25 protein-coding genes are annotated in these 23,761 nt (G+C 62.3%); 15 read left to right on the top strand and 10 right to left on the bottom strand.

Annotated elements, in window-relative coordinates:
* Positions 1–45: 45 nt before the first annotated feature.
* Both AC1RNA_RS10975 and AC1RNA_RS10980 read left to right on the top strand, forming a co-directional pair.
* Complete coding sequence (locus tag AC1RNA_RS10975) at positions 46–1,482, top strand: L-lactate MFS transporter (RefSeq protein WP_009340970.1); 1,437 nt, start codon at positions 46–48, stop codon at positions 1,480–1,482.
* Between the two features lie 88 nt (positions 1,483–1,570).
* Positions 1,571–1,693 carry an MFS transporter small subunit gene (locus tag AC1RNA_RS10980; RefSeq protein ID WP_009340969.1) on the top strand — a complete coding sequence of 41 codons (123 nt, stop codon included), beginning with the start codon at positions 1,571–1,573 and terminating at the stop codon, positions 1,691–1,693.
* Positions 1,694–1,860: 167 nt separating this feature from the next.
* Here the strand turns inward: AC1RNA_RS10980 and AC1RNA_RS10985 are convergent, their stop codons facing one another.
* The 3 genes from AC1RNA_RS10985 to AC1RNA_RS10995 all read right to left on the bottom strand — a co-directional run bounded on the left by AC1RNA_RS10985 (position 1,861) and on the right by AC1RNA_RS10995 (position 4,593).
* The gene (locus tag AC1RNA_RS10985; RefSeq protein ID WP_433994109.1) at positions 1,861–2,514 is read right to left on the bottom strand and encodes a peptidoglycan recognition protein family protein; all 654 of its coding nucleotides are present in this window, start codon (positions 2,512–2,514) and stop codon (positions 1,861–1,863) included.
* Positions 2,515–2,650: 136 nt separating this feature from the next.
* Positions 2,651–3,739, bottom strand: coding sequence for a polysaccharide deacetylase family protein (locus AC1RNA_RS10990; protein ID WP_492951082.1), 1,089 nt, complete (start codon positions 3,737–3,739; stop codon positions 2,651–2,653).
* A gap of 62 nt (positions 3,740–3,801) precedes the next feature.
* The gene (locus AC1RNA_RS10995; protein WP_492951083.1) at positions 3,802–4,593 is read right to left on the bottom strand and encodes a polysaccharide deacetylase family protein; all 792 of its coding nucleotides are present in this window, start codon (positions 4,591–4,593) and stop codon (positions 3,802–3,804) included.
* Between the two features lie 223 nt (positions 4,594–4,816).
* On the opposite strand from AC1RNA_RS10995, the gene AC1RNA_RS11000 reads away from it, so the two are divergent.
* The 3 genes from AC1RNA_RS11000 to AC1RNA_RS11010 all read left to right on the top strand — a co-directional run bounded on the left by AC1RNA_RS11000 (position 4,817) and on the right by AC1RNA_RS11010 (position 6,873).
* The gene (locus AC1RNA_RS11000; RefSeq protein WP_009340965.1) at positions 4,817–5,134 is read left to right on the top strand and encodes a helix-turn-helix domain-containing protein; all 318 of its coding nucleotides are present in this window, start codon (positions 4,817–4,819) and stop codon (positions 5,132–5,134) included.
* A 69-nt stretch (positions 5,135–5,203) separates the two neighbouring features.
* The gene (locus AC1RNA_RS11005) at positions 5,204–6,019 is read left to right on the top strand and encodes an aldo/keto reductase (RefSeq protein ID WP_009340964.1); all 816 of its coding nucleotides are present in this window, start codon (positions 5,204–5,206) and stop codon (positions 6,017–6,019) included.
* Between the two features lie 59 nt (positions 6,020–6,078).
* Complete coding sequence (locus AC1RNA_RS11010; protein ID WP_492951084.1) at positions 6,079–6,873, top strand: YdcF family protein; 795 nt, start codon at positions 6,079–6,081, stop codon at positions 6,871–6,873.
* Positions 6,874–6,943: 70 nt separating this feature from the next.
* Here AC1RNA_RS11010 and AC1RNA_RS11015 read toward each other — a convergent pair whose 3' ends face one another.
* Together AC1RNA_RS11015 and AC1RNA_RS11020 are read right to left on the bottom strand one after the other, a co-directional pair.
* On the bottom strand, positions 6,944–7,219 hold the full coding sequence (locus tag AC1RNA_RS11015; RefSeq protein WP_009340962.1) for a hypothetical protein: 276 nt from the start codon (positions 7,217–7,219) through the stop codon (positions 6,944–6,946).
* A gap of 133 nt (positions 7,220–7,352) precedes the next feature.
* Entirely contained in the window at positions 7,353–7,640 is a 288-nt protein-coding gene (locus tag AC1RNA_RS11020) for a DUF3253 domain-containing protein (RefSeq protein WP_009340961.1), read from the bottom strand.
* A gap of 113 nt (positions 7,641–7,753) precedes the next feature.
* Between AC1RNA_RS11020 and AC1RNA_RS11025 the strand changes: the two genes are divergently transcribed.
* The 4 genes from AC1RNA_RS11025 to AC1RNA_RS11040 all read left to right on the top strand — a co-directional run bounded on the left by AC1RNA_RS11025 (position 7,754) and on the right by AC1RNA_RS11040 (position 10,376).
* Positions 7,754–8,410 carry a glutathione S-transferase family protein gene (locus AC1RNA_RS11025; protein WP_492951085.1) on the top strand — a complete coding sequence of 219 codons (657 nt, stop codon included), beginning with the start codon at positions 7,754–7,756 and terminating at the stop codon, positions 8,408–8,410.
* 268 nt (positions 8,411–8,678) lie between these two features.
* Positions 8,679–8,870 (top strand): hypothetical protein, encoded by a 192-nt coding sequence (locus AC1RNA_RS11030; protein WP_009340959.1) that lies wholly within the window; start codon positions 8,679–8,681, stop codon positions 8,868–8,870.
* Positions 8,871–8,955: 85 nt separating this feature from the next.
* Complete coding sequence (locus AC1RNA_RS11035) at positions 8,956–9,867, top strand: hypothetical protein (protein ID WP_492951086.1); 912 nt, start codon at positions 8,956–8,958, stop codon at positions 9,865–9,867.
* A gap of 71 nt (positions 9,868–9,938) precedes the next feature.
* Positions 9,939–10,376, top strand: a complete 438-nt coding sequence (locus AC1RNA_RS11040; protein WP_009340957.1) for a DUF1489 family protein — start codon at positions 9,939–9,941, stop codon at positions 10,374–10,376.
* Between the two features lie 13 nt (positions 10,377–10,389).
* On the opposite strand, the gene panC is transcribed toward AC1RNA_RS11040, so the two are convergent.
* Positions 10,390–11,241: a pantoate--beta-alanine ligase gene (gene panC, locus AC1RNA_RS11045; RefSeq protein ID WP_492951087.1), complete on the bottom strand. Its 852-nt coding sequence runs from the start codon at positions 11,239–11,241 to the stop codon at positions 10,390–10,392.
* 231 nt (positions 11,242–11,472) lie between these two features.
* Between panC and AC1RNA_RS11050 the strand changes: the two genes are divergently transcribed.
* The gene (locus AC1RNA_RS11050; protein WP_492951088.1) at positions 11,473–12,375 is read left to right on the top strand and encodes an alpha/beta hydrolase; all 903 of its coding nucleotides are present in this window, start codon (positions 11,473–11,475) and stop codon (positions 12,373–12,375) included.
* Positions 12,376–12,438: 63 nt separating this feature from the next.
* Positions 12,439–13,173, top strand: coding sequence for a DnaJ domain-containing protein (locus AC1RNA_RS11055; protein ID WP_492951089.1), 735 nt, complete (start codon positions 12,439–12,441; stop codon positions 13,171–13,173).
* A gap of 224 nt (positions 13,174–13,397) precedes the next feature.
* On the opposite strand, the gene AC1RNA_RS11060 is transcribed toward AC1RNA_RS11055, so the two are convergent.
* On the bottom strand, positions 13,398–15,191 hold the full coding sequence (locus AC1RNA_RS11060) for a serine hydrolase (RefSeq protein WP_492951090.1): 1,794 nt from the start codon (positions 15,189–15,191) through the stop codon (positions 13,398–13,400).
* Between the two features lie 387 nt (positions 15,192–15,578).
* Between AC1RNA_RS11060 and AC1RNA_RS11065 the strand changes: the two genes are divergently transcribed.
* Entirely contained in the window at positions 15,579–15,911 is a 333-nt protein-coding gene (locus tag AC1RNA_RS11065) for a phasin family protein (protein ID WP_048755877.1), read from the top strand.
* Positions 15,912–16,006: 95 nt separating this feature from the next.
* Here the strand turns inward: AC1RNA_RS11065 and AC1RNA_RS11070 are convergent, their stop codons facing one another.
* Complete coding sequence (locus AC1RNA_RS11070; RefSeq protein ID WP_492951091.1) at positions 16,007–17,812, bottom strand: TadE/TadG family type IV pilus assembly protein; 1,806 nt, start codon at positions 17,810–17,812, stop codon at positions 16,007–16,009.
* Positions 17,813–18,214: 402 nt separating this feature from the next.
* On the opposite strand from AC1RNA_RS11070, the gene clpS reads away from it, so the two are divergent.
* Together clpS and clpA are read left to right on the top strand one after the other, a co-directional pair.
* Positions 18,215–18,595 (top strand): ATP-dependent Clp protease adapter ClpS, encoded by a 381-nt coding sequence (gene clpS / locus AC1RNA_RS11075; RefSeq protein ID WP_492951210.1) that lies wholly within the window; start codon positions 18,215–18,217, stop codon positions 18,593–18,595.
* Between the two features lie 219 nt (positions 18,596–18,814).
* Positions 18,815–21,175, top strand: coding sequence for an ATP-dependent Clp protease ATP-binding subunit ClpA (gene clpA / locus AC1RNA_RS11080; protein WP_009340949.1), 2,361 nt, complete (start codon positions 18,815–18,817; stop codon positions 21,173–21,175).
* Between the two features lie 57 nt (positions 21,176–21,232).
* Here clpA and AC1RNA_RS11085 read toward each other — a convergent pair whose 3' ends face one another.
* Positions 21,233–21,547 (bottom strand): hypothetical protein, encoded by a 315-nt coding sequence (locus AC1RNA_RS11085; RefSeq protein WP_492951092.1) that lies wholly within the window; start codon positions 21,545–21,547, stop codon positions 21,233–21,235.
* Positions 21,548–21,604: 57 nt separating this feature from the next.
* On the opposite strand from AC1RNA_RS11085, the gene AC1RNA_RS11090 reads away from it, so the two are divergent.
* Entirely contained in the window at positions 21,605–22,531 is a 927-nt protein-coding gene (locus AC1RNA_RS11090) for a transglycosylase SLT domain-containing protein (protein WP_492951093.1), read from the top strand.
* A gap of 1 nt (position 22,532) precedes the next feature.
* Here AC1RNA_RS11090 and AC1RNA_RS11095 read toward each other — a convergent pair whose 3' ends face one another.
* Entirely contained in the window at positions 22,533–23,699 is a 1,167-nt protein-coding gene (locus AC1RNA_RS11095) for a GNAT family N-acetyltransferase (RefSeq protein ID WP_492951094.1), read from the bottom strand.
* Between the last annotated feature and the right edge of the window lie 62 nt (positions 23,700–23,761).

A 23,761-nucleotide genomic window follows, 5' to 3' on the forward strand; every position in this document is an offset into this window, starting at 1 on the left:
TAATTGAATGCGATCGGGCAACGTCCCATGGGAGGGGAAAATATAATGGCTGAAGTTATGCATACGCCGGAGACTTATTCGAAGGCGTGGATTCCATTTCTGGATCGATCAAGAACAGTCGCAAAGCCGGGTTACAGCCGGTGGATGATTCCGCCGGCGGCGCTTTGCGTGCATCTGTGTATCGGTCAGGCTTACGCTTTCAGCGTATTCAACCTGCCGATGACCAAGCTTCTCGGCGTCACCCAGTCCGCGCCGGGTGACTGGAAACTCACCGAACTCGGCTGGATCTTCTCCATCGCCATGCTGTTTCTCGGCATTTCTTCGGCGGTGTTCGGACGGTGGGTCGAAGAAGGCGGCCCGCGCAAGGCCATGTTCACGGCAGCACTTTGCTGGGCGAGCGGCTTTCTGATTTCCGCGCTCGGCGTCCATCTGCACACGCTCTGGCTGATCTATCTCGGCTACGGCGTGATCGGCGGCTGCGCACTCGGCATCGGCTATATCTCGCCGGTCTCGACGCTGATGAAGTGGTTTCCGGATCGTCCCGGCATGGCGACGGGCATGGCGATCATGGGTTTCGGCGGCGGCGCGATGATTGCTTCGCCTTTGTCGGTCTGGCTGATGAGCAAGTTTCATACAACGACCGATGTCGGTGTGTTCAACACCTTCGTCGTGCTCGGTTGCGTCTACCTGTTCTTCATGATGATGGGTGCGCTGATCGTCCGCGTGCCGGCTGAAGGCTGGAAGCCAGAGGGATACGTGCCCTCGGCGGTTGCCAGCAAGAAGCTGGTCACGACGAACCATGTGTTCGTGTACGACGCGATCAAGACGCCGCAGTTCTGGTTCGTCTGGGTTGTGTTGTTCCTCAACACCACGGCAGGCATCGGTGTGCTCGGTCAGGCATCGGCCATGAGCCAGGAAATGTTCCCGGGTCATATCACTCCGATCGCTGCAGCCGGCCTTGTCGGCCTGATGAGCCTGTTCAACATGGGCGGCCGTTTCTCATGGGCGTCGCTGTCGGACTACATCGGCCGCCGGAACACTTACTTCGTGTTCATGTGCCTCGGCTTCGTGCTGTACATCACCGTGCCTTTCGCGGGTGGTAGCGGCAACGTCGTCCTGTTCGTCTGCTGCTTCCTCGTCATCGTGTCGATGTATGGCGGCGGCTTCTCAACCGTTCCGGCCTATCTGCGTGACCTGTTCGGCACGCGGTACGTCGGCGCCATCCACGGCATTCTGCTTACCGCCTGGTCGGCGGCAGGTGTCGCGGGTCCGGTGATCGTCAACTATCTCCGTGAGTACAACATCACGCACGGTGTTCCGAAGGCGCAGGCCTACAACAACACCATGTACATCATGGCCGGGTTGCTGGTGATCGGCTTCATCGCCAACGCTTGCGTCAAGGCCGTGGACAAGAAGTACCACATGAAGAACACGGCGAGTGCCGGCGAGGCCACGCCCGACGGCGTGCCAGCCAGGGGCTAAACGTCCATCAAGGGAAGCGAGCGGTTCAAACCGGATCGCTCGCTTCCTGTCAGCGCACTCAACATGATGAATTCAAAGGACCTTGATAATGGAACAAGCTGAAACCAAAACCAGCCCGCTCCTGCTGATACTGGCGTGGGGCTTCGTGGGCATCCCTCTGCTTGCAGGCGTCAGCCAGACGCTGATCAACGCAATGAAGCTCTTTAACTGAGGCGTATCGGAGCCGCGGGCTTGCCCGCGGCTCCATCTATCTGACCGAGTATTTCTACCCCACCTGACCAACCCCAAGGGGTTGGTCATTTTTATGTGGAGCGGAAGTCGGCGACACCTCCGCCGCAGCCGTTCCGGCAGGCCGCTCCGCCGGTCTGGAAAATGCGGTTAGTGGGGTTGTCCCTGCAAGGCGATCTCGGTGCCTTGTGCGCGGGCCATCGTGGCGAGCATGCAGCCTTCGCAATAGCGGCGATCCTTATAGTCCACCCAATTGTGCGCGAAGATGCGGTCGCCCGGAATGCCGTAGCGCGCCTGCAAGACGCGGACGAGAATTCGCCATGCCTCGATCTGCGCTTCTGTCACCGGCTTGCGGACATTGGGATAGTTGCCCGCGAATTCGACCCCGATCGAATTGTTGTTAGGGATCAGGCGAAAGGTCTCGCGGTTGTCGATGTATTTATTATCGTTGCGGTTGCCGCCGAGCCGCACATGCTTGGGCGTCGCCCATTCGCCGACGGCCCAATAGACCGTGCCGTCCGTCTCCACCCAGATCGTTGCGCCGCGGCCTTCGGGATCCCGCGCCTGACGCAGCGCATTGCGATAGGCCGATCCGGGAGGCCCCTCGGTCCGGTGCACGACGATGTTGTGCCAGATGTTGGCATCGGCGCGATCGCCCCACGGCACCAGCCAGACCATGTTGAGGCCGGGAATATCCGGCGTGCCGCTCTGACGGGCCAGGGTTTCGAGAGAAGGCGCTGGTTCAGTGGGCGAAACAGTTTGCGCCGCGAGCGGCAGGCTCCCGGCAACGAGACAGACAAGCATCAGCACGAGGCGAGTCACCAGGCTCCATCCCGAAAGTGCAACCTGATGAGAAACTTAATGATAGCCGGGGTTTGACGATAGATGCGCGCAGGCCACAGCCCGGGGAAAAATCCGTCGGCGTCCGCTCAGCCGGGCTCTATTCCCGCGGCAATGCCGAGGCTGCCTTCAGATACGGCGATTTGGGCGTGTCCTCACCGAACTGAAACGCAGCGGAGGACGACGACAAAAGTGCTGCGGTCGCATCCTGTGCGCCGGCGTCAGCGTGTACGTTCCACCACAACGCGCTGATATCGCCCTTGCGCGAGGACTGCACCATCGCCGGCACCGCAGCCATCGCGGCGGTCTTGCCGGCGGCGCGGAGCGGCTGGGGCGCGAAGCGGAAACGCATGCCGTCGGCTGCCGACAGCACCGGCTCGACCGGATGCAGGTGCCATTGCCATGGCGCGGTCGGTGTCTTCGGCAGGTCCTTCGTGGCAGGCACGACATGGACGATGCGATAGCCGCGCGCCTTCAGTTCGCGCAGGATGTTCGGCAGCGCCTTTTCGGTGCGCGCCTGAATGTCGTGCAGCAGCAGAATGCCACGCCCCTTGGCCTCGAGGCGGCTGATCGCAAGCTGCGTGACGCGCGCGGGCGAGATGCGGTGCCAGTCGTCGGCAGGGAAATCCGCGCTCCAGGTCTGGATACCTTTGGAGGTCAGGTAATCCTCGACCTCGCTGGAGCGAAGCAGGCCGGGAATGCGCAGGAACGGCGCGACCTGCGTGGGGTCGCCGAGGGCCGCAGCAGCCGAGGCGATACCTTGATCGATCTCGGCCTTGTTCTCCTCGATCGACATCCGGTTCATCCGCAGCGGATGGTTCTGGGTGTGCGTACCGATGGTGTGGCCGGCGTCGCGGATCGCGCGCAATTCCTGCGGGTAGGCATTCGCCATCTGCCCGACGACAAAGAATGTCGCCTTGATGCACTGGGCGGCGAGGATGTCGAGGATCGGCTTGGTGTGCTTGGGCAAGGGGCCATCGTCGAACGTCAGCACCACCTCATGATCGGCAAGCGGTAGCGTCTCCGGGTATTGCATCGTGCCGATGCGCGGGTGCTCGGTGGGGTCGACCACCAGCGTCCGAGAGGTGCCGAGCGCATTGGGATGGCCGGGACATTCCGCGGCATGCGCGAACGGCGCGGCGGACAGCACGAGCAGGATGGCGGCGGAGCGGAGGACGAGAGAGCGCATGAAACTGCCGTAGCGGATTTGGGAGAGTAGGGACAGGGTGGATGGCCTCTATGAAAGGCAGGTTAATCGGCGGCGCGTCCGGTGGACGGCGTGAAAGAGGTGTCGCCCGCAGGCACCACATGCACCACCTTGTAGCCGTTCTGTTTGAGATATTGCAGGAAGGCCGGCAGCATCGCGGCGGTCTGCTGCTTGGTGTCGTGCAGCAGGATGATGCCCTTGCGGGCATGGGCGAGGCGCGCCGTCAGCAGGTCCAGTTCCTGCTGTGGCGTCATCTTCAGCCAGTCGCTCGCCCACAAATCCGCGCCGAACACCACCGCGCCGCGATTTTCCATGTCATCCAGCAGCGCAGGTGTCGAGGCGAAATACGGAAACCGGAATAGCCGGACCGTGCCGGGCTTGGCCGGGCCAAGCACAGCATCGTCCGCGGCAAAACCCTTGTCGATGTCGGCGAGCGCCTTCGCGGCGCTGAGTTGATTCAGCATCGGATGCGACCAGCTATGGTTGCCGACGGTGTGGCCCTGCTGGATCATGGCCCTGAGCATCTGGGGCGAGGCCTGGGCGTTGCGGCCGATCACGAAGAAGGTCGCCTGCACGCACTCGGCTGATAGCGCGGCAAGCACCTTGCCGGTGGTGGCGGGCAAGGGGCCATCGTCGAACGTCAGCACCACTTCCTTGTCGTTGAGCGGCAGGGTCTGCGGAAAACTCTTCAGTCCCACGCGCGGCGTGGTTTTGGCATCGACCACCAGCGTGCGCCCGGTGCCGAGCGCATCCGGCCGCGGGCAGGGCGCGGCCCGGACGCTTCCTGAGACAGCCAACAATTCGACGATCAAACAGATACTCAGCGCCGTCTTCATCTGCCTGCACCGGAAATCGCGGGTCTGCTGCCTGCGCGGGATTGCGCCCTTGGACCGTGCCGATGGCGTATTGCGGCGGAACCCCGGGTGCAATGCGGATTTTCGTCGTGCATGGCGGGAATGCTCCGGGCAGCGGCGCGGCCTTGGTTCGGTAATAATTTAACCCGGCCTTAACCATAAAGGGCCGACCATAGGCGATCCTGAACCCCTCATGGGATGGAAGATGAAGCGGTTGCGGCTGAAAGCGGATGGACGGATCGTCGAAGTGGTCGACGGCCGGGAAGCTCCGTTTGTCGCGGGAGCCGTTTCCGCAATCGATTCCGAGGCGGGCGCGACGCCACATGTGCGCGAACTGCGGATGCGGGCCAAGCTGACGCAGGCCGAATTCGCCACCAAATTATGCGTGCCGATCGAGACCATTCGCAACTGGGAGCAGGGCAAACGCTCGCCGCGCGGGCCGGCGCGGGCGCTTCTGGCTGTGATCGCCCATGCGCCGGACATGGTGTTCGCCGCACTTGCGGCTAACGGTCCGCGCACCTGATCGCGAATTGCGTTCCACCGGGAACGCCCCCACATTTTTATCGTATGCTGCGAAGTTGCAGGAGCCGTCATGCAATTCGTCGAAGCAGGTGGAGCGCGGATACCGATCCTGGGGCTGGGCACCTGGGAAATGGAGGGGCGCGATTGCTCGCGGGCGGTAGAGCAGGCGCTGCGGCTCGGCTATCGCCTTGTCGACACCGCGCAGGTTTATGAAAACGAGCGCGAGGTCGGCGACGGCATCCGCCTCTCCGGTGTGCCGCGCAATGAAGTGTTCCTGATCACGAAAGTCTGGACCACGCATTTCGCCCCGAACGAACTGGTGCGCTCGGTCAAGGACAGCGTGTCGCGGCTGCGCTCGGAGATCGACCTGTTGCTGCTGCACTGGCCCAATCCGCAAGTGCCCTTGGTGGAGACGCTCGGTGCGCTGGCGCGGGTCAAGGAGCTTGGCCTCACGCGCCATATCGGCCTGTCCAATTTCACCGTCGCATTGATGGAGCAGGCGCTGGCGCTCAGCGCCGAGCCGCTGGTGTGCGATCAGGTCGAGTACCATCCCTATCTCGACCAGACCAAGGTGATCGAGGCGTGCCGCGCGCATGACCTTGCGGTGATCGCCTACAGCCCGATTGCGAAGGGCCGCGTCAAGAGCGATGAGACACTGATTGAGATCGGTCGTCGTTATGGCAAGTCGCCCGCGCAAATCTGCCTGCGGTGGCTGGTTCAGCAGAATGTCGTCGCCATTCCGCGGACCTCGAAGATCGAGCGATTGTCGGAAAATATCGATGTGTTCGATTTTACCCTGAGTGATGACGACATGGCCGCGCTGTTCGCGATGGGGTCGCGTGAGGGGCGCATCACCGATTTCGGCTTCGCGCCCCAGTGGGACTAACAAGCCTGTCACGATAAAAAGACTTTAGGCGGTCGCATCCGAATGGCTATAAGCGGGCGATGGTCTATCTCGCCTCGAAAATCTTCGGATTCCTCATCACGCCTTCCAACCTTGTCGCGACGGTCTGCCTGATCGGCGTGATGCTGTCGCTGACGCGGTGGCGGAAGGCGGGTGTTCGTATCGGCGCGGCGGGAATCCTGCTGCTTCTGGTGTGCGGGTATTCGCCGCTCGGAAATGTGCTGCTGCTGACATTGTCGGAGCGATTTCCCGCCTGGCAGGAGAGCGGGCGGGCGCCCGATGGCATCATCGTGCTCGGCGGTGCGATCAACCCGGATTTGACGGCGGTGCGCGGCGCGCCGGAAATGAATTCGTCGGCGGAGCGGATGACGGCGGCCGCCGTGCTCGCGCGTCGCTTTCCGAATGCGAAGATCGTCCTGAGCGGCGGCAATGCCAATCCGTTTCATCCGCTCTCGACCGAGGCGGAAGTGGGCCGCAAGTTTCTCGAAGATCTTGGTGTCGCGGACGACCGGATCGTGATGGAAGGGCGCTCCCGCACCACTTACGAGAACGCGGAGTTCACGCGGCCGCTCATTCATCCCGTCGCGGGGGAACGATGGCTGCTGGTGACATCGGCCTATCACATGCCGCGCGCGATGGGTGTTTTCCGCGCGGCCGGATTCAATGTGGAAGCCTATCCGGTGGATTGGCGCACGCGCGGCTGGGTCGATGCGGAGCGGCCGTTTCTCACATTGAGCGGCGGCCTAGGCCGGCTCGACACCGCGGTTCACGAATGGGTCGGGCTTATCGGTTACAGGCTCGCCGGGCGCACCCGTGAGTGGTTTCCCGCGCCGTAATTCTTGTATCTTCAAACGCAGATACCCGCCTGCGATAACAGACGGGTATCTTGACGATTGATTGGTTCGTTTAGCCGCCGCCAGCCTTGGCTGCGCCCGGTGCGGTCGATTTCGGATTCGACTGCGATGCGTCGCCGCCCGCGGTGTTGTTGCCGGGGACGCCACGCTTGGAATCCATCGACGAGCCGGTGGTCGCGGCGTTCGGGCCCGGCTTCATGGTATTCTTCTTCATCATCGTATTGCTGTTCTTATGCATGGTCGACGACCCATCCGTCGTCGATGATTGCGCCATCGCGGTTGCGGACATAGCAAGCACGCATGCACCGGCAAGCAGAATCTTCTTCATGAGGAGTCTCCTGGTTTCAACAGGCCCCCAACCTCATCCGGAGAAGCATGTTCCGAAGGAACAGGAGAAAGCAGAAGCAATGTTCCGCAGGATACATCATATCCACACGCCTGCCGCATCGCGGCCACGATGCTCAGTCCTGCCGCGGCAATCCAAGGCGATAGACGCCGCGAAAATCGTTCGGATCGACAGGCTTGCCGTGACGATAGATCACAAGCCGCCCGGATTGAGCGAGTGCGACCGCCGCGCGGCGGATCGGCGCAAGCAGCGCGTGCCAGTCGCGCCCCTCGGCGATGGCGTGGGCGATCTCCGGTGCGCCGAGCGTTTTACGCTCCGCGCGCGCGAGCGTGGCGAGGATGGCGTCTTCGAGCGGAAGGGCGGATGCGGAAGAAGCGGGGGCAGGCGAATCGGACATGAACATGACCTTGCCTTGCCGCATCGGGCAGCTGCGGGCAAGGGGCGGCGGGGTGTTGACGGATTGGATGTTGGAGTGAAAGAGGCGGCGTGGCACAGTCGGCGGCGCAGGAGCAGCACATGGATCTGACGCTTTACATCGGCAACAAGAATTATTCGTCGTGGTCGTTCCGGCCATGGCTCGCGATGAAGGCCGCGAACATTCCCTTCGAGGAAGTGTTGATCCCGATTTACGCCGGTGCGGACGACAAGCGGCGCATTCTCGATGTGTCGCCCGCCGGAAAGGTGCCGGTGCTGACCGATGGCGACGTGACCGTGTGGGATTCGATCGCGATCATCGAATATCTGGCCGAGAAATTTCCGCAGGCGCAGCTCTGGCCGCAGGATTCGGCTGCGCGCGCTCATGCCCGTGCCATCAGCGCGGAGATGCATGGCGGCTTCGGTGCGCTGCGCCGGGAATGCGGCATGAACATCCATCGCCCGATCCGCGCCAAGGCATTATCGGACGAGGCGCGGGAGAACATCGCCCGCGTCCAGGAGATCTGGACCGGTTGCCGGCGGCGTTACGGGAAGGCGGGACCGTTCCTGTTCGGAACCTTCACTGCGGCGGATGCGATGTATGCCCCCGTGGTTCACCGATTCCGGACTTACGCCATCGAGGTGTCACAACCGGTGCGCGAATACATGGAAGCCATGCTCGCACACCCGGCCTTCGCGGAATGGACCGCTCAGGCGCTGGCGGAAAGCCTCGTGATCGAGTGTTTCGAGGCCGATTAGTGGCAGGAACCGGAGGCGGGGATACGGTAAATCATGCAAGGCATTGAAAGAACAACTGAATAACAGGTGGCATTTTAATACCTTGATTCTCCGCAACCTGCTTCCGTTTACTTATCTTACTGAAAAGATTGCAATATTGGCGTACTTGCCATGCGTCCTTTGTCTGGCAAAAGATGCACCCGCATGCTATACAGTCTCCAATCATCAGAACCTGCCGCCGGTCTTTTGTAGGGGCGGCAGTTTGCGTTTCGAGTGATGGAGCAGAGCGTTGAAGCACAAGTTCGGCATTGGAGAGACGGTCTATTTCACGGCCAGCAACGTGTCGCGTCCCGCAGCGAGCGGCACCTATGAAGTGATCCGTTTGCTGCCGACCGATGGCGACGACTGCCAGTATCGCATCAAAAGCTCGACCGAGGCGTTCGAGCGCGTGGCGCGTGAGAGCCAGCTCGCAGGCGCTTGATATCTGCTTCCGGAGCCGCCCTTTGCGGCCCCGTTTTTGTGCCCGGCGCGTTTCCCGCAAAGCGGAACAAGTGAGGTAACCGCGGATGAACCGGGCTTTCGCCGCCAGCCTTTCCGATCTTTCGTCAAATCTTCCGGTGGTGCTCATCGCCGCCGCGGTGGCGCTGTTTGCCGTTGCGCTTGTCGTGATGCTGGTCCGCTCCAGCCGGACGTTCGCCATCGGCGCGTTCGTGGTGCTGGCGCTGCTGGCAGCAGGCTTTGCCGCAACGATGCTGGCGCATGATTCCACCCAGCAACAGTCGGTCTCCGTCGCGGCTCCGGCGGATTTCGCGTCCTTGCCTGCACTGGCATGTCTGGATGAACTGGCAGGTGAAGTCGTCGAGACGGGTTGCGAGCGCGCCGTGTTTGCCTCGGCGGAGGCGACCGCAGCCGCCGTTTCCTACACGGCCGCGCAGATTTCCCGTCTTGAATCCTATGGCGATGTGGCTTCCGCGAACAAGGTGATGACACCATCCTTGCGCGCGCTGCGCCGCGCCGTGGAGCGCGACCGCTTCGGCATCGTGGCCCATGTGCTTGCGACGCGGGACGAGTGCACGCTGTCGAAATGCGCGTTCTTCGCCTCCCTCACCAACACCGCGCAGATCGCCAACAACATGAACGAGCGCGTCTATGACGGTCTGGTGGCCAAGCACGCACCGGTCTGGGGGCAGTCCTTGGCGCCGGTAGCCGGCGTGGTGCCGCCGATTGAGCCGGAACGGCCGACCGGCAAGCCGGTGTCCGGTGATTTCCCGAGTTCAGCCTCGATTCCGCCGATCAGCATCATGGCACCGGAGCCCGCAACGTCCTCGGTTCCGACGAAGCCTGCCGAGCCCGCGCACGCAGCGCCCAAGGCGGCGGCCAAGAAACCGGCTCCTTCGCATCCGCGCTCGTTGACGCCGCCTGCGGCGGCCGCGCCCTCGGCTCCGGCAGCCGCACCCGCGTCTGAGAATAATCGGTAAAACTCGCAGGCAGGCGTTGCGAGAGTGGGGCCATCGGGCCTATCTCCGAAAGGGGCCTATTTTCGAAGATCATGCCGTTACATCTGGTCAAACTCTCCGTCGGCTCGACATCGTTTCGCGATTTGAAGGATTGGATCGACGAGCGCGCGAAGGCTAATCGCGCCAAGGGCAAGCAGGCCCGCCATATCCATGTGACGCGAATGACACCCAAGCGCGATGCCGAACTGCTCGACGGCGGTTCGATCTACTGGGTCATCAAGGGTGAGATCGCCGCGCGGCAGAAACTGATCGCGATCGAGCCGTTCCGCGACAAGGACGGCATCGGGCGTTGCCGGTTGGTGATGGAAACCAAGCTTGTGCCGGTGTCGCCGCGCCCGATGCGCGCGTTTCAAGGCTGGCGCTATCTCGACGCGAAAAGCGTGCCGCCCGATCTGCGCGGCTCGCCACAGGGTCTTGCCGACATGCCGGAGCCGATGCGCAAGGAATTGCGCGAACTTGGGCTGCTCTGAGCGGCCGCGCGCTTCAGATTTTCATATTGTCGATCAGCCGCGTGGTGCCGATGGTCGCCGCCGCCAGAAGGCGCGCGGGTGCGCCTCCGATCTGCGTGAGCGGCGCGAGCGTTTCGGCGTGCCGCGCCTCGAGATAGTCGAGCTTGAATCCGGCATCCCCGATCAGCTTCGCGCCGGCAGCAAGGGTCGCGGCGAAATCCTCGCCCTGACGCAGCCGCCGCACCACGTCCTTCATCGAACGGTGCAATGCAGGCGCGGCCTTGCGCTGGTCGGGCGTGAGGTAAAGGTTGCGCGACGACATCGCGAGACCGTCGCGCTCGCGCATGATCGGCGCGCCGACGATGCGTGAGCCGAGATTGAGATCGCGCGCCATCTGCGTCACGACCTTCAACTGCTGATAGTCCTTCTCCCCGAAGATCGCGACATCGGGCCTGACCTGTGCGAGCAGCTTGGCGACCACGGTGGCGACGCCGCCAAAGAAGTGCGGACGGAAGCGATCCTCAAGCCCGGCGGTGGCCGGACCTTCGACCTGAATGCGGGTGACGAAACCTTCCGGGTACATCAGCCTGGCGTCGGGGTTCCAGATCAGGTCGACGCCCTCGGCGGCGAGCTTCACCGCGTCGGCCTTCCAGGTGCGTGGGTAGGAGCCGTAATCCTCATGCGGCGCGAACTGCGTCGGGTTGACGAAGATCGACACCACGACCTTGTCGGCGCGCCGCTTCGCCAGCCGGACCAATGAAATATGACCGTCATGAAGCGCGCCCATGGTGGGCACGAGCGCGACGGTGCTTTTGCGCTTGCGCAGACCTTCAAGGGTTCGCTGCAAGGTGGACAGGGCACGGGCAACGGCGGGGGTCTGCGGCATCTTCATCTACACAGGAGCGGGAAACGCGGATGGTATCCGGTGGTGCTTGGCCTGCGGTTTACGCATGTTGGCCGACCGCAGCCCATCGCGATTTGAAGATATCCACAAAGGGAACGCAATGCTTTTGCTGGAGAATCCATTTCCCGGGAGCCATGCTCCGGGTGCTGGGGAACGCTTTCAGGGCGTCAGATGCGGCTTTGCTGCTCGCCTGAACGTGATTACCTTATTTGCATGACATCCGAGGTCATCACACCCGAGACAAGGGAGGGCTTTCGGTTCCACCCGAAGCACCATCCCATCGCGCGGGGCATTCTCATCGCGACGGCCATTGTCGCCGTGCTGGTGACGGCTGCTTATTTCGCGGCGGTGACGTGGGGGATCAGCCATCAGACGCTGTCGCTCTACGACAGCACCCGGCAACGTCCCGTCGAGGTGGAAATCGCGATGCGGCGTGATGTCGAGATGCGGGCCCATGCCGGGATGATCACGATGCCGGTCGTCATCATCAATCACGGCAACACCGTCCGCTTCACGGAATATTCCTTCCTGACGAATTTCTTTGCCGGGCGCGGCTATCTCGCGATCTCGATCCAGCACGATCTTGCGAGTGACGCGCCGCTCGTCACCAAGAAGGGCGAACCGTATGTCGGCCGCGAGCCGATCTATGAGCGCGGCATGGCCAACATCCTGTTTGCGATTCACGAGGTCGCCAAGCGCGAGCCGCATGCCAACTACAAGCATCTGACCCTGGTGGGCCATTCCAATGGTGGTGACATCGCGATGTACTTCGCCGAAAAGCATCCCGGCATGGTCGCGGACGTCATCACGCTCGACAATCTGCGCGTGCCGCTGCAGGGCGCGTTCAGGATATTGACGTTCCGCTCGAAAGATCCGGAGTTCGTTCCCGATGCCGGCGTCGTGCCGCCAGGCGGCAAAGACGTCACGGTCGTCAACACCAAGTACCGTCACACCGATATGTCGGATCGCGGTCCCGATGGCATGAAGCTCAGCATCGAGGACACGCTGTCGAAATTCCTGAACAAGGACAAGAACAGCGAGCTTGCGCCGGTCAACACCGACAAGATCGACGTGCCGCCGCCTCCCGGCGCGCAGGCGAAGAAATCGGCGCAGTAATGATATAAGATGCTCCGCGTCCCTTTGCGCCGCTCGCGCGCCTGAAATTCAGCCGGATATTTGATGGTCAGCCTTATTGCCGGAATCGTTGTGCTTGCCCTGGTCTATATGGGGCTCAACGTCATCCGTTCCGTCGATCCGAAACTGCTGGCGCGGCTGGTGCGGCGCATCGGCGGTGTGCTGGCGTTGGCGTTCGCCGCCTGGATCGGCGCGCGCGGCGAGTTGGTAGTCGCGATTCCGCTCGGGCTGTTCGGGCTGGGGTTGCTGGGCTACGCGCCGCTCGGCGCGGAGCTCGCCTCGAAGTTCGGCTGGGGCGGCTCCGCGGTACGCTCAGACGGGCAGCAAGCCCAGATACGATCCCAGTTTATAGAGCTGACGCTCGACCGCCGTACCGGTGCGCTTGACGGGCGCGTGATTGCCGGCGCCGAAGCGGGGCGGATGCTCGGCGAGTTCGCTCTCGCGGATTTGCTGCGGCTGGCGCGCGGGTTCGACGAACAGAGCCGGGCCCTTCTGGAAAGTTATCTTGACCGCCGGTTTCCCGGATGGCGTGAAGACGCGCATGACGCAGCGGCAGGAGGGGGTGCTCGCCAGCATCGCCGCATGGCGGCGAGCGGCAAAATGACGGCGGAGGAGGCTTATCAGATCCTTGGCCTGCAGCGAGGCGCGGGGCGCGATGAAATCAGCCGCGCTCATCGAGGGCTGATGAAGAAACTGCATCCCGACCAGGGGGGGTCGACGTACCTCGCGGCCCGAGTCAACGAGGCCAAGGACACTCTTCTTCGCACGCATCAACGCTAACTCCACGCAACAAGACTCAAATCCTGTCGAGCGGCGCTGGTCGCGTCTCTGAATGATGCCCCGAAATGCCCGCCGTTGTCCGGCGCGGTCGTTTGTACGGTTAAGGTTTTAGAGACCAAACCTTGAAAAAGGGTTTTCAGCCGGAGAATTACGCGCGGCGTTTGCGCACATGAAAACGCCCGCGAAAGCCGCGGGCGTTTTTCCGAAAATCGGTTTGAGGGCGGTCAGTTACGGATGGTCATGCAACTGATGTCGGAACGCTTGAGCACCTTGCAGGCGGCTTCGGCGGAATCCTGACTGAGACCGGCGAAGCGGGCGCGGTAATAGGTCTTGCGTCCCTTCGAGAACACTTCGGTGAAGGGATCGGCGCGGCCGAGATAGCGGCTTGCGTTTTCGCGCGCGGCATTGAGGCGCTGGCGGGCTTCCGACTCCGACTCAAGCGCGCCGACCTGGATAATCCATCCGCTGTGGGCAACAGGCTTGGTGCCGGTCGAAGGCGCAATTTCCTGCGAAGGGGCTGCGGATGCGACAACCTGAGGCTGAGGTGCACCCGTTCCCATTGCGCGCGCCTGCGCACCAAGCGTCGTCGGGGGCGGGCCGCGATTGGGGTCGGCATAGGCCATGGTGGAGGAGGGCGAAGGCATCGGCGTGCCAACGGTCGCCTCGCCGAGGCCGGGGGTGTTGCGGGTAATCACGATCGGCAGCGGCGCAGGGAAGGAAGGATGAGCTGCGGACGCCGCAACGGATGCGGTGGGTGCGGCTTCAGGTGCTGCTTCGGCAACCGGCGCTGCATTCGCGGTTCTCGGCAGCGCGGCCTTGAGCGCATTCTTGGCGATCGTCTTGGCCTGCGCCATGCGGACCTGAACCGTCTTGACGCGCACCGGCTTCATCGGCTCCGACGAACCGGGAATGGCCGCGAGGGGCGAGGAGATCACGCCGCTGGTGAGAGGCGCGGGTTCAGGCTTCGCAGCCGGCTCCGGCGCACGCGGTGCGGGGGTGGGAATGGACTCGGGCGCGGCGGAGGCAACCTCGATGGGCGCGGGCACCGGGCGGGACGCAGCCTTCGCGGCGGGTTCCTCATCGCTGGCCATGCGCGAAGGATTGCGTTCGGTGATCGCGGCGACGGTGCGGCGCGTTGCGCCTTCGTCGAGATGCTCCGCAAGCAGCCTGCGCATGGTCGCATCGCGCGAACCGCCGCTGCGGCCGCCGAGCACCACGCCGACGAGATGACGGTTGCCGCGGCGAATGTTGGTGACGAGGTTGAAACCCGACGCGCGGACATAGCCGGTCTTGATGCCGTCGACGCCATCCATCTGGCCGAGCAGATGGTTGTGGTTACGGATCGGGCTGCCGCGCCAGGTGAAGACCGAGGTAGAGAAGTAGCGATAATAGGTCGGGAAGCGATCCTGGATCGCGCGGCCGAGCGTGGCCTGATCGCGCGCGGTCGTGATCTGATCGTCGTCGGGCAGGCCCGATGCGTTGACGTAGGTGGTCTTGCTCATGCCGAGCGCGCGGGCCTTGCGCGTCATCATCTTGCAGAAGTTCTCTTCGCTGCCGCCGATCGCCTCGGCGACCACCACGGCGGCGTCATTGGCCGAGCGGGTGACAATGCCCTTGATGGCGTCCTCGACGCGAATGGTCTGGCCGGGGCGAAGGCCGAGCTTGGTCGGGGCCTGTACGGAAGCATGGCGCGAGACTTCGAGCTGGGAATCCAGCCGCAGCTTTCCGCTGTCGAGCTGCTCGAACAGCATGTAGAGCGTCATGATCTTGGTCAGCGACGCGGGATGGCGCAGAGCGTCGGCATTGGTGGACTGCAGCGTCGCGCCGGAATTGGCATCGACGACGATGGACGCGAAAGGCGGGTTGTAGCCGGAGCGTTCGACGTGGGCGCGGTGGTGCCGGTGATGACGGCGACGCGCGTCGGCATGGTCCGTGAGCAGCAGCGTGATGGAGACGGCAGCAAGAGCAAGCGTGAGGTAGCGTGCCGTCCTGCCGGACGCGAAACTGACACCGAGCATGAACTTCCCCGTCCCGATTCCAGAACTCTCATGACCCCGTTCTGAGGCCAAATTGCGCCGGCCCGAACTTTGTCTGCTCTGGGCCGGAAGTGGAAACATCCTTCGTCCTTATGGATGGGCCGTCGGGCGGCTGGTTCCATAAGTAATTGAATGGACGTTTATTTTTGGCTTCCCGGTTTTCCGCGAAACACAGGTAGATCAAAATACGGGTCGGCAGTTGCCAAAGGCTTAACGAAGCGTTTCCTCAATGATCGGGATTTGAGGCGATTTTTGTTGTGCGGCGCACAAAATTATTGACCTGCTTTGTGCAATGCGATATGCCGGCTTCGTGATCGGGACACCCGGCACCCATTCTCTTATCCGTTCCGTCTTCTGAAAGGACGAGCCATGTTCAAAGTGGAAGATTTCCAGCAGCAAAGCAAAGAGCAGCTCGACGCCGCGGTGGCCTCTGCTCGCAACGTTGCCAACGGCTTTCAGGCGATCGCCGCCGCGTTCGGCGACTACTCGAAGAAGTCGTATGAAGACACCAAGGGTTATGTCGAGAAGCTCTCGGGCGTGAAGTCGCTCGACAAGGCGCTCGAAGTTCAGAGCGAATACGCCAAGACCGCCTACGATACGTTCGTGGCTGAGGCGCAGAAGATCGGCCAGCTTTATTCCGATCTCGCCAAGGAATCCTACAAACCGTTCGAAGGCCTGGTTTCGAAGTACACGCAGCACTAAGCGTGACGATCGATTGAATTAGAAAAGCCCGGCTGAAAAGCCGGGCTTTTTGTTTGCTAAGTGCGATAAGCGTCCGCGGGTTGGCTTACGCGGGCTTATTGCGAGATGCGCAATTTGGCGATCGTTGCCAGCACGTTGTTGAAGGCATCTGCCGTCTGGCTCGACTGGGTGATCATCTGGAAGTATCCGGCGCCCGGGGTGGCGCAATCCTGCAGCACTTTCGAGGTTGGGTCCTTGCTGCTGATATTGACCTGGATGGAGAAGACGGTGATCTGGTTGCCGCCGTTCTGCGCCGGATCCTTGATGTTCTTGCACAGCAGTTCTTGGCGGGCATCGATGTCGGACACCGTCTGAGTCCAACGATTCTGGGTGTTCAGGCCGTCGGAGAGCAACACGATATAATCTTTGTAGACCCAGTTGGGGTCCTTGGCCGGTGCCTTGAATGGATCATTCGTGGTGTTCAGTGTCTGCCAGCCCCAGAACAGACCCACGGCCTGGTTGGTGTTGCCGCTCGGAGTCATCGCGTTGATCTGAGACTTCAGTGTGCTCCACTGATTGCTCATCGGCGTGATGGTGGCGGGCAGGCAGTCAGCCCACTGTTCGGCATAGGGCAATTTCGAAGGGGTGCCCGAACCTGTCATCGCGTCATTGGTGGTGTCGAAATTCTGGTCGCGGTCGTTGACGCATCCCGTCCAGCCGCCGTTCGACACGGAAGCGGAGGGGTTTGTCGCCGCGTATTGTGTCAGGGTCGAGTCCGGGGCCGGGGTTACGCGCGGATCAGGCGCGGTTGCGCTCGGATCGGCGAGCACGTTGCGCCAGTCATGCCGGTATGCCGGCAGGGTGCAAACCTTGCTCGAGCCCGAGCCCGAGCAACTGCAACCGCTTGGCTTTCCGCTGCAAGTCGCAGATGACCCCGTCCATTTGAGCGTGACCGATACGCTCGTATAGCATCCGTTGTAATAGATGCTGGCCTTTCCGGATAGCTTGCGGCCACTGTCTTCGCCGGGACAGATCATGCCCTTGTAGTTGCCGCTCGAAGGAATTTTGCTCGCGCTATTGGCGTTGGAAAGCGTGGCCGGCCTGTCGGTGCACAAAAAGCCGTAGGAACTGTTGGTGAACGGACAATTCGAACCGGGGCCGGTCATGTCGATCCAGACACCGGGCGTCGTAATGCCTACCAGGCTGGCGAGGTTGTTGGGATAACCGTTCTGGCTGAGATAGGGCGGCTCAGCCATCCATTCTGTCCAGTTCAGCCAGGATGCGCTCACGTTCGAGGTGCTGACGTTCACGTCCTTGGCGAAGGGAACGATGGAAATATAGACGTCGCCCGTGGTGGTGTTGAAGGCCGACAATTTCGTGATCATGTCGGTGGCCGCGCTTTGCAGCGCAGCCATCTTGCCGTTCTGCGCCATCGACCCCGTATTATCGAGCACCAGCGCCACGCGCATCCGTGTGCTGCCCCATTTCGTGGTCGAGGACGTGGCGACCGGCAGCGTGTTGAAGTTGCTGCCGAGGACTCTCATGAAATAGGTCGGCATGGTGCCGTTGGCCGATAGCAGAATGGAGGCGCCGCTGCCGCTGTTCGGTGTGTAGGTCGCTGTGAAATTTTGGATCGGGGCATCGGTGGCAGTGTAAAGCGAGTCGACATATTGCCGCGCGCGGGTGGTGATCTGGCTCGCCGACATCGTGGCGGCGTCCTTGGAGATCATCAGCGCGGCGCTGTCGAGCGCGCTCTGGAGTGCGGTGCGGTCGGAGACCGCGCGTGTGTAGTCCACCGCGGCGCCGACGAGTGCCACCAGCGGGATCGACACGATAGCAAAAATGATCGCGACGTTGCCGCGGGCGTCCGTCTGGAATCGCCGCGCGAGGCGGGTGAGACGCGTAATCGACGGGAAGCTCATTGCTGCCACCAGACTGGTTGTATCTGGAACTTTGCTTAGAGCCGCCGGGTGAAGAGGTAGTAAAATGATGTGAGTAAACCCGAGGACATTCCTAAAATGCCGCCTTTTTGGCCTTCCGTGCGCCTCTATCCTCAACACAAGGTTGCCGCCGGGGGCCTGTTTTCGCGCAAGGCGTTAACGGAGTGGCAGGAGACGGAGCGGGAAGTCCGCCCGACATCACCTGGACCGCACCTGGACCGCGCGAATTTCTCCAGCGTTCCGAGAGGGGTAGGGTTTTCCGGTTGGCTTGCGGCGCAGCCGGACCGGGGCCATATTGGAGAAATGCCAGCGCGGACGGGCCCGTGTCGCCGCAGGCCGGGGATGATCGAACGCAAAGCCATGCTGCAGAAGTTTTTCAACGCTATGACCCAAAAGACCGGGCAAACCGGCGAGCGCCGCTCGACCGCCCCCATTATGTCCAAGGATGACGGCCGCCCCGAGGGGACCGGGCCAGGCACCTCCGTCATTACCAAGACCAAACCGCGCACGAAGCGTCCGAGCCTTTATCGCGTCCTGATCCTTAACGACGACTACACGCCCATGGAATTCGTCGTTCATGTTCTAGAGAGGTTCTTCCAGAAGGATGTTGAAGCTGCGACCAAGATCATGTTGCATGTTCATCATCACGGGATCGGCGAATGCGGAATTTTCACTTACGAAATCGCCGAAACCAAAGTGACGCAGGTGATGGATTTCGCGCGCAAGCACCAACATCCTTTGCAATGCGTGATGGAAAAGAAGTAGCCTGTTGGCAGGAAGCGATTTGCAAGATCTGATCGGCGGAATGTTTTGTTGGGGAACCTGACTTCAAAGAGTGGCGTTCACTTGCGGATGCACTAGATTCACGAACGACTAGGACGACCGAACAAGAAAATGCCGAACGGCAGTCAAAGAAGCGACGGCGGAAACGGCTGAAGGGGATTACTCGAACGGCCAGAATGGCGGGGGCCACAAAGGAAGCGAATGCCGACTTTTTCTCAGAGCCTTGAACAATCCCTGCATCGCGCACTCGCGATTGCAAACGAACGCCACCATCAATACGCGACGCTCGAACATCTTTTGCTATCGCTGATTGACGATACCGATGCGGCCGCCGTGATGCGCGCCTGCAGCGTTGATCTCGACAAGCTGCGGGGCAGCCTCGTCGGCTACCTCGAAACCGAATTCGAGAACCTGATCGGCGATGGTGCCGAGGACGCCAAGCCGACCGCCGGTTTCCAGCGCGTCGTGCAGCGCGCGGTGATCCATGTCCAGTCGTCCGGCCGCGAGGAAGTGACCGGCGCCAACGTGCTGATCGCGATCTTCGCGGAGCGCGAAAGCCACGCCGCGTATTTCCTGCAGGAGCAGGACATGACGCGCTACGACGCCGTGAATTACATCAGCCATGGCATCGCCAAACGCCCCGGCGTCTCGGAAGCGCGGCCTGTGCGCGGCGTCGATGACGACACCGACACCAAGGGCGGCGAGGACACCAAGAAGAAGGGCGAGGCGCTCGAGACTTATTGCGTCAACCTCAACAAGAAGGCCCGCGACGGCAAGATCGATCCGGTGATCGGCCGCAATGCCGAGATCAATCGCGCCATCCAGGTGCTGTGCCGCCGCCAGAAGAACAACCCGCTGTTCGTCGGCGAAGCCGGCGTCGGCAAGACCGCAATTGCGGAAGGCCTTGCCAAGCGCATCGTCGACAGCGACGTGCCGGAAGTGCTGTCGGCCGCCACCGTGTTCTCGCTCGACATGGGTACGCTGCTTGCGGGCACGCGCTATCGCGGCGACTTCGAGGAGCGGCTGAAGCAGGTCATCAAGGAACTGGAAGCGCATCCGAATGCGATCCTATTCATCGACGAGATCCACACCGTGATCGGTGCCGGCGCGACATCGGGCGGGGCGATGGATGCCTCGAACCTGCTGAAGCCTGCATTGGCCTCGGGCGGCATCCGCTGCATGGGCTCGACCACATATAAAGAGTATCGCCAGCACTTCGAGAAGGACCGCGCGCTGGTGCGGCGCTTCCAGAAGATCGACGTCAACGAGCCGTCGGTGGACGATGCGATCAGCATCCTGAAGGGGCTGAAGCCGTACTTCGAGGACTACCACAAGCTGAAATACACCAACGACGCCATCGAGGCGGCGGTGAACCTCTCCGCGCGTTACATCCACGACCGCAAGCTGCCGGACAAGGCGATTGACGTGATCGATGAATCCGGTGCGGCGCAGATGCTGGTGCCGGAAGGCAAGCGCAAGAAAACCATCGGTATCAAGGAAATCGAGACGACCATCGCGACGATGGCGCGGATTCCGCCCAAGAGCGTGTCGAAGGACGACGCCGAGGTGCTGCGTCATCTGGAGACGACGCTCAAGCGCACGGTGTTCGGACAGGACAAGGCGATCGAAGCTCTGGCCGCGTCGATCAAGCTCGCGCGGGCGGGCCTGCGCGAACCGGAGAAGCCGATCGGCTGCTACCTGTTCTCCGGCCCGACCGGCGTCGGCAAGACCGAGGTGGCCAAGCAGTTGGCATCCTCGCTTGGCGTCGAACTGTTGCGCTTCGACATGTCGGAATATATGGAGCGGCATACCGTGTCGCGCCTGATTGGCGCGCCTCCGGGCTATGTCGGCTTCGATCAGGGGGGCTTGCTCACCGATGGCGTCGACCAGCATCCGCATTGCGTGGTGCTGCTGGACGAGATCGAGAAGGCGCATCCCGACCTCTACAACGTCCTGTTGCAGATCATGGATCACGGCAAGCTCACCGACCACAACGGCAAGTCGGTCAACTTCCGCAACATCATCCTGATCATGACGACCAACGCGGGCGCGGCCGACATGGCCAAGGCGGCGTTTGGCTTCACGCGCAGCAAGCGTGAGGGCGAGGACCACGAGGCGATCAACCGGCAGTTCGCGCCGGAATTCCGCAACCGTCTCGATGCCATCGTCTCCTTCGCGCACCTCGATGCCGATGTGATCGGTATGGTGGTCGAGAAGTTCGTGATGCAGCTCGAGGCGCAGCTCGGCGACCGCAACGTGACTATCGAGCTGTCCGATCCGGCCAAGGCGTGGCTGGTGAAGGAGGGCTACGACGAGCAGATGGGTGCGCGGCCGATGGCCCGCGTGATCCAGGAGCACATCAAGAAGCCGCTGGCGGACGAGGTGCTGTTCGGCAAGCTCAAGGGCGGCGGACATGTCCGCGTCGTGCTGGTGCCGGGCGAGGCCGGAGCCGAGAAAATCGGTTTCGAATTCGTCCAAGGGCCGGTCACGCCGAAACCCGAAAAGCTGCCGGGCGCGCGCAAGCGCAAGCCCAAGGCCACCAAGGAACCGGCCAAGGCGTAAAGCGGCTCTCACAAAAATTGAAAAAGCCCGGCGATCTCGCCGGGCTTTTTTTGTTGCTCAGAGATGGCGGATCGCCCGTGTGATGGCGTCGAATTTTTCGACCAGCAGGCTGGAGACGGTTCTCGATAGGAGGACGGCTCCGGTCGCGACCATCACCGTGATGATGACATATTGCGAGAAGGCGAAAGCGATCAGCATGCGTGCGGCGCCGCGCACCATGCTGGCGCGACGGGAAGGGGCGGGCGGGCTGGCCGGAAAGGCAAGATCGTCGGCGGGAAGGGCAGGCGTGGTTTCCGCCTCGCCGGGTTGCTCGATGGCCGGAACAGTCTCATCTTCCAGCAGAAGCTCGTCGTGCGGCTGGCCTTGTTCCATGGGGCAGCTTTAGGCGCGGGAGAGGCGCGAGGCCATGCAGGATCGGGGTTAAGGTAAATGCGCCGGATCGTGAGACGAGGACTGGCCTGCTGGCTTGCCGGTGCCGCGCTCGTATCGCTGGCGAGTGTTGCGCTCGCCCAGCAGGAACCGGCGGCTTCCGCGCCCACGAAAATCGCCGATACCGGTGAATCCATGTGCCTGATGATCGAATCCGCGGCGAAGGCGAACGGCCTGCCGCTGGAATTCTTCGCCCGCGTGATCTGGCAGGAGAGCCGCTTTCAGCCGGACGCGGTGGGACCCGTGACGCGGAATGGCCAACGTGCGCAGGGCGTCGCGCAGTTCATGCCAGGCACCGCGAACGAGCGGCGGCTGCTCGATCCGTTCGATCCGGTGCAGGCGCTGCCGAAGGCCGCGGAATTCTTAAGCGAGTTGCGCGGCGAGTTCGGCAATCTCGGGCTCGCAGCCGCCGCCTACAATGCCGGGCCGCGGCGCGTGCATGAATGGCAGGCAGGCAAGGGACCGATGCCGGAGGAGACCCGCAACTATGTCTATGCCATCACGGGCGCGAGCGTGGAGGACTGGAACAAGGCGGAAGCGGCTAAGGATCTCGTGGACCGCAAGAAGCCCGAAGGGTGCCGCGAACTGATGGCGCTGCTGCGCCATGCACCGAATCCGTTCGTCGCTCATCTGGAGGAGCGCGTCCGCATCGGCGCGGCAAGTCCGTGGGGCGTGCAACTGGCTGCCGGATTTTCGCGCGACAAGGCGCTGGCGATGTACGCGCGCGCCATGGCGCGGGTGAGCGGGGTGATCGGCGATCATGATCCGAACCTGCTCAGCACGACGCTGCGCAGCCGTGGCACCCGCGCGTTCTATCAGGTGCGGATCGGCGCCGACACGCGGCAGGCCGCGAACGAATTGTGTGCGAAGATTCACAAAGCGGGGCAGGCCTGCATGGTGCTGCACAATCCCGACAGCAAGGGATGATTTAAGTCGCCTTGCGGAACGGGCCGGCTTCCGTCAGTTCGCGGCCGGCCTGCTCGACAAAATCGCGTTCATGCACGAGATAGTCGCGTACCGCGCGGCGCAGGCTCGGGTCCGCGATGTAATGCGCGGAGCGGGTCATCTGCGGCAGGTAGCCGCGCGCGATCTTGTGTTCGCCCTGTGCGCCGGCCTCGACGGATGCCAGCCCGTGGCGGATCGCGTAGTCGATGGCCTGATAATAGCAGACCTCGAAATGCAGGAACGGGTGGTGTTCGATTGCGCCCCAATGCCGTCCATAAAGCGTATCGGAGCCCTTGAAATTGATCGCGCCCGCGATCCAGCGGCCCTCGCGTTTCGCCATGATGAGCACGATGTCGTCGGCCATCGTTTCCGCGATCTGCGTATAGAAAGCGCGATTGAGATAGGGCCGTCCCCATTTGCGTGATCCTGTCTCCATGTAGAAATCGTAGAATGCATCCCACGCATCCTCGGTGATCTCCGAGCCGTTGAGGATGTGGATGCTGATGCCGTTTGCCAGCGCGTCGCGGCGCTCGCGCTTGATCGCCTTGCGGTGGCGCGAGGCCAGTGTGGCGAGGAAATCGTCGAAAGTCGCGTAGTTTTCGTTCTTCCAGTGATATTGCTGGTCGGTACGTTGCAGGAAGCCGTGCTCGGCGAGCATGTCCCACTCGCCTTGCGTTGCGAAGGTGACATGCACGGATGACACCTTGAGCTGATTACACAGTCCGATCATCCCGGCGATCAGCGCCTCGCGCGTGCGGTCCTGATCGGCGTCGTCGCGGATCAGCAGGCGCGGGCCGGTGACGGGCGTGAACGGCACCGAGACTTGCAGCTTCGGGTAATAGGCGCCGCCCGCGCGCATGAAGGCATCCGCCCAGTTATGGTCGAACACATATTCGCCCTGCGAATGGTTCTTCAGATAGCACGGCACGATGCCGAGGATGCGCTCGCCGCTGCGTGCGATCAGGTGGCGGGCGAGCCAACCGGTGCGCGCGGTCGCGGAACCGGAATCTTCCAGTGCAGCGAAGAACGCGTAGGAGAGAAACGGGTTGTAGGCGCTGCCTTCGGGGTGCGCGCAGGCATCCCAGTCCGCCGCCGCGATCTGGCGCACGGACGATATGGCTTCGAGTGTGATGTCGGTGGGTGTCGTCAAATGCAGGTAATCCCGCCAGCCTGCGGTTATCTCACGTCATAGATCGTGATTTTCTAGGCGCC

The organism is Afipia sp. GW821-FHT14H12 (assembly GCF_058803465.1).

Excerpts from the sequence above, each read along its gene's own strand:
- AC1RNA_RS11020 (WP_009340961.1), bottom strand. The coding sequence starts at position 7,640 with ATGTTCATGTCCGATTCGCCTGCCCCCGCTTCTTCCGCATCCGCCCTT.
- AC1RNA_RS11050 (WP_492951088.1), top strand. The coding sequence starts at position 11,473 with ATGACATCCGAGGTCATCACACCCGAGACAAGGGAGGGCTTTCGGTTC.
- AC1RNA_RS11065 (WP_048755877.1), top strand. The coding sequence starts at position 15,579 with ATGTTCAAAGTGGAAGATTTCCAGCAGCAAAGCAAAGAGCAGCTCGAC.
- AC1RNA_RS10990 (WP_492951082.1), bottom strand. The coding sequence starts at position 3,739 with ATGCGCTCTCTCGTCCTCCGCTCCGCCGCCATCCTGCTCGTGCTGTCC.
- AC1RNA_RS11070 (WP_492951091.1), bottom strand. The coding sequence starts at position 17,812 with ATGAGCTTCCCGTCGATTACGCGTCTCACCCGCCTCGCGCGGCGATTC.
- AC1RNA_RS10980 (WP_009340969.1), top strand. The coding sequence starts at position 1,571 with ATGGAACAAGCTGAAACCAAAACCAGCCCGCTCCTGCTGATACTGGCG.
- AC1RNA_RS10975 (WP_009340970.1), top strand. The coding sequence starts at position 46 with ATGGCTGAAGTTATGCATACGCCGGAGACTTATTCGAAGGCGTGGATT.
- AC1RNA_RS11055 (WP_492951089.1), top strand. The coding sequence starts at position 12,439 with ATGGTCAGCCTTATTGCCGGAATCGTTGTGCTTGCCCTGGTCTATATG.
- clpS (WP_492951210.1), top strand. The coding sequence starts at position 18,215 with ATGACCCAAAAGACCGGGCAAACCGGCGAGCGCCGCTCGACCGCCCCC.
- AC1RNA_RS11085 (WP_492951092.1), bottom strand. The coding sequence starts at position 21,547 with ATGGAACAAGGCCAGCCGCACGACGAGCTTCTGCTGGAAGATGAGACT.
- AC1RNA_RS11040 (WP_009340957.1), top strand. The coding sequence starts at position 9,939 with ATGCCGTTACATCTGGTCAAACTCTCCGTCGGCTCGACATCGTTTCGC.
- clpA (WP_009340949.1), top strand. The coding sequence starts at position 18,815 with ATGCCGACTTTTTCTCAGAGCCTTGAACAATCCCTGCATCGCGCACTC.
- AC1RNA_RS11025 (WP_492951085.1), top strand. The coding sequence starts at position 7,754 with ATGGATCTGACGCTTTACATCGGCAACAAGAATTATTCGTCGTGGTCG.
- panC (WP_492951087.1), bottom strand. The coding sequence starts at position 11,241 with ATGCCGCAGACCCCCGCCGTTGCCCGTGCCCTGTCCACCTTGCAGCGA.
- AC1RNA_RS11005 (WP_009340964.1), top strand. The coding sequence starts at position 5,204 with ATGCAATTCGTCGAAGCAGGTGGAGCGCGGATACCGATCCTGGGGCTG.
- AC1RNA_RS11000 (WP_009340965.1), top strand. The coding sequence starts at position 4,817 with ATGAAGCGGTTGCGGCTGAAAGCGGATGGACGGATCGTCGAAGTGGTC.
- AC1RNA_RS10995 (WP_492951083.1), bottom strand. The coding sequence starts at position 4,593 with ATGAAGACGGCGCTGAGTATCTGTTTGATCGTCGAATTGTTGGCTGTC.
- AC1RNA_RS11035 (WP_492951086.1), top strand. The coding sequence starts at position 8,956 with ATGAACCGGGCTTTCGCCGCCAGCCTTTCCGATCTTTCGTCAAATCTT.
- AC1RNA_RS11015 (WP_009340962.1), bottom strand. The coding sequence starts at position 7,219 with ATGAAGAAGATTCTGCTTGCCGGTGCATGCGTGCTTGCTATGTCCGCA.
- AC1RNA_RS11060 (WP_492951090.1), bottom strand. The coding sequence starts at position 15,191 with ATGCTCGGTGTCAGTTTCGCGTCCGGCAGGACGGCACGCTACCTCACG.
- AC1RNA_RS10985 (WP_433994109.1), bottom strand. The coding sequence starts at position 2,514 with ATGCTTGTCTGTCTCGTTGCCGGGAGCCTGCCGCTCGCGGCGCAAACT.
- AC1RNA_RS11090 (WP_492951093.1), top strand. The coding sequence starts at position 21,605 with ATGCGCCGGATCGTGAGACGAGGACTGGCCTGCTGGCTTGCCGGTGCC.
- AC1RNA_RS11010 (WP_492951084.1), top strand. The coding sequence starts at position 6,079 with ATGGTCTATCTCGCCTCGAAAATCTTCGGATTCCTCATCACGCCTTCC.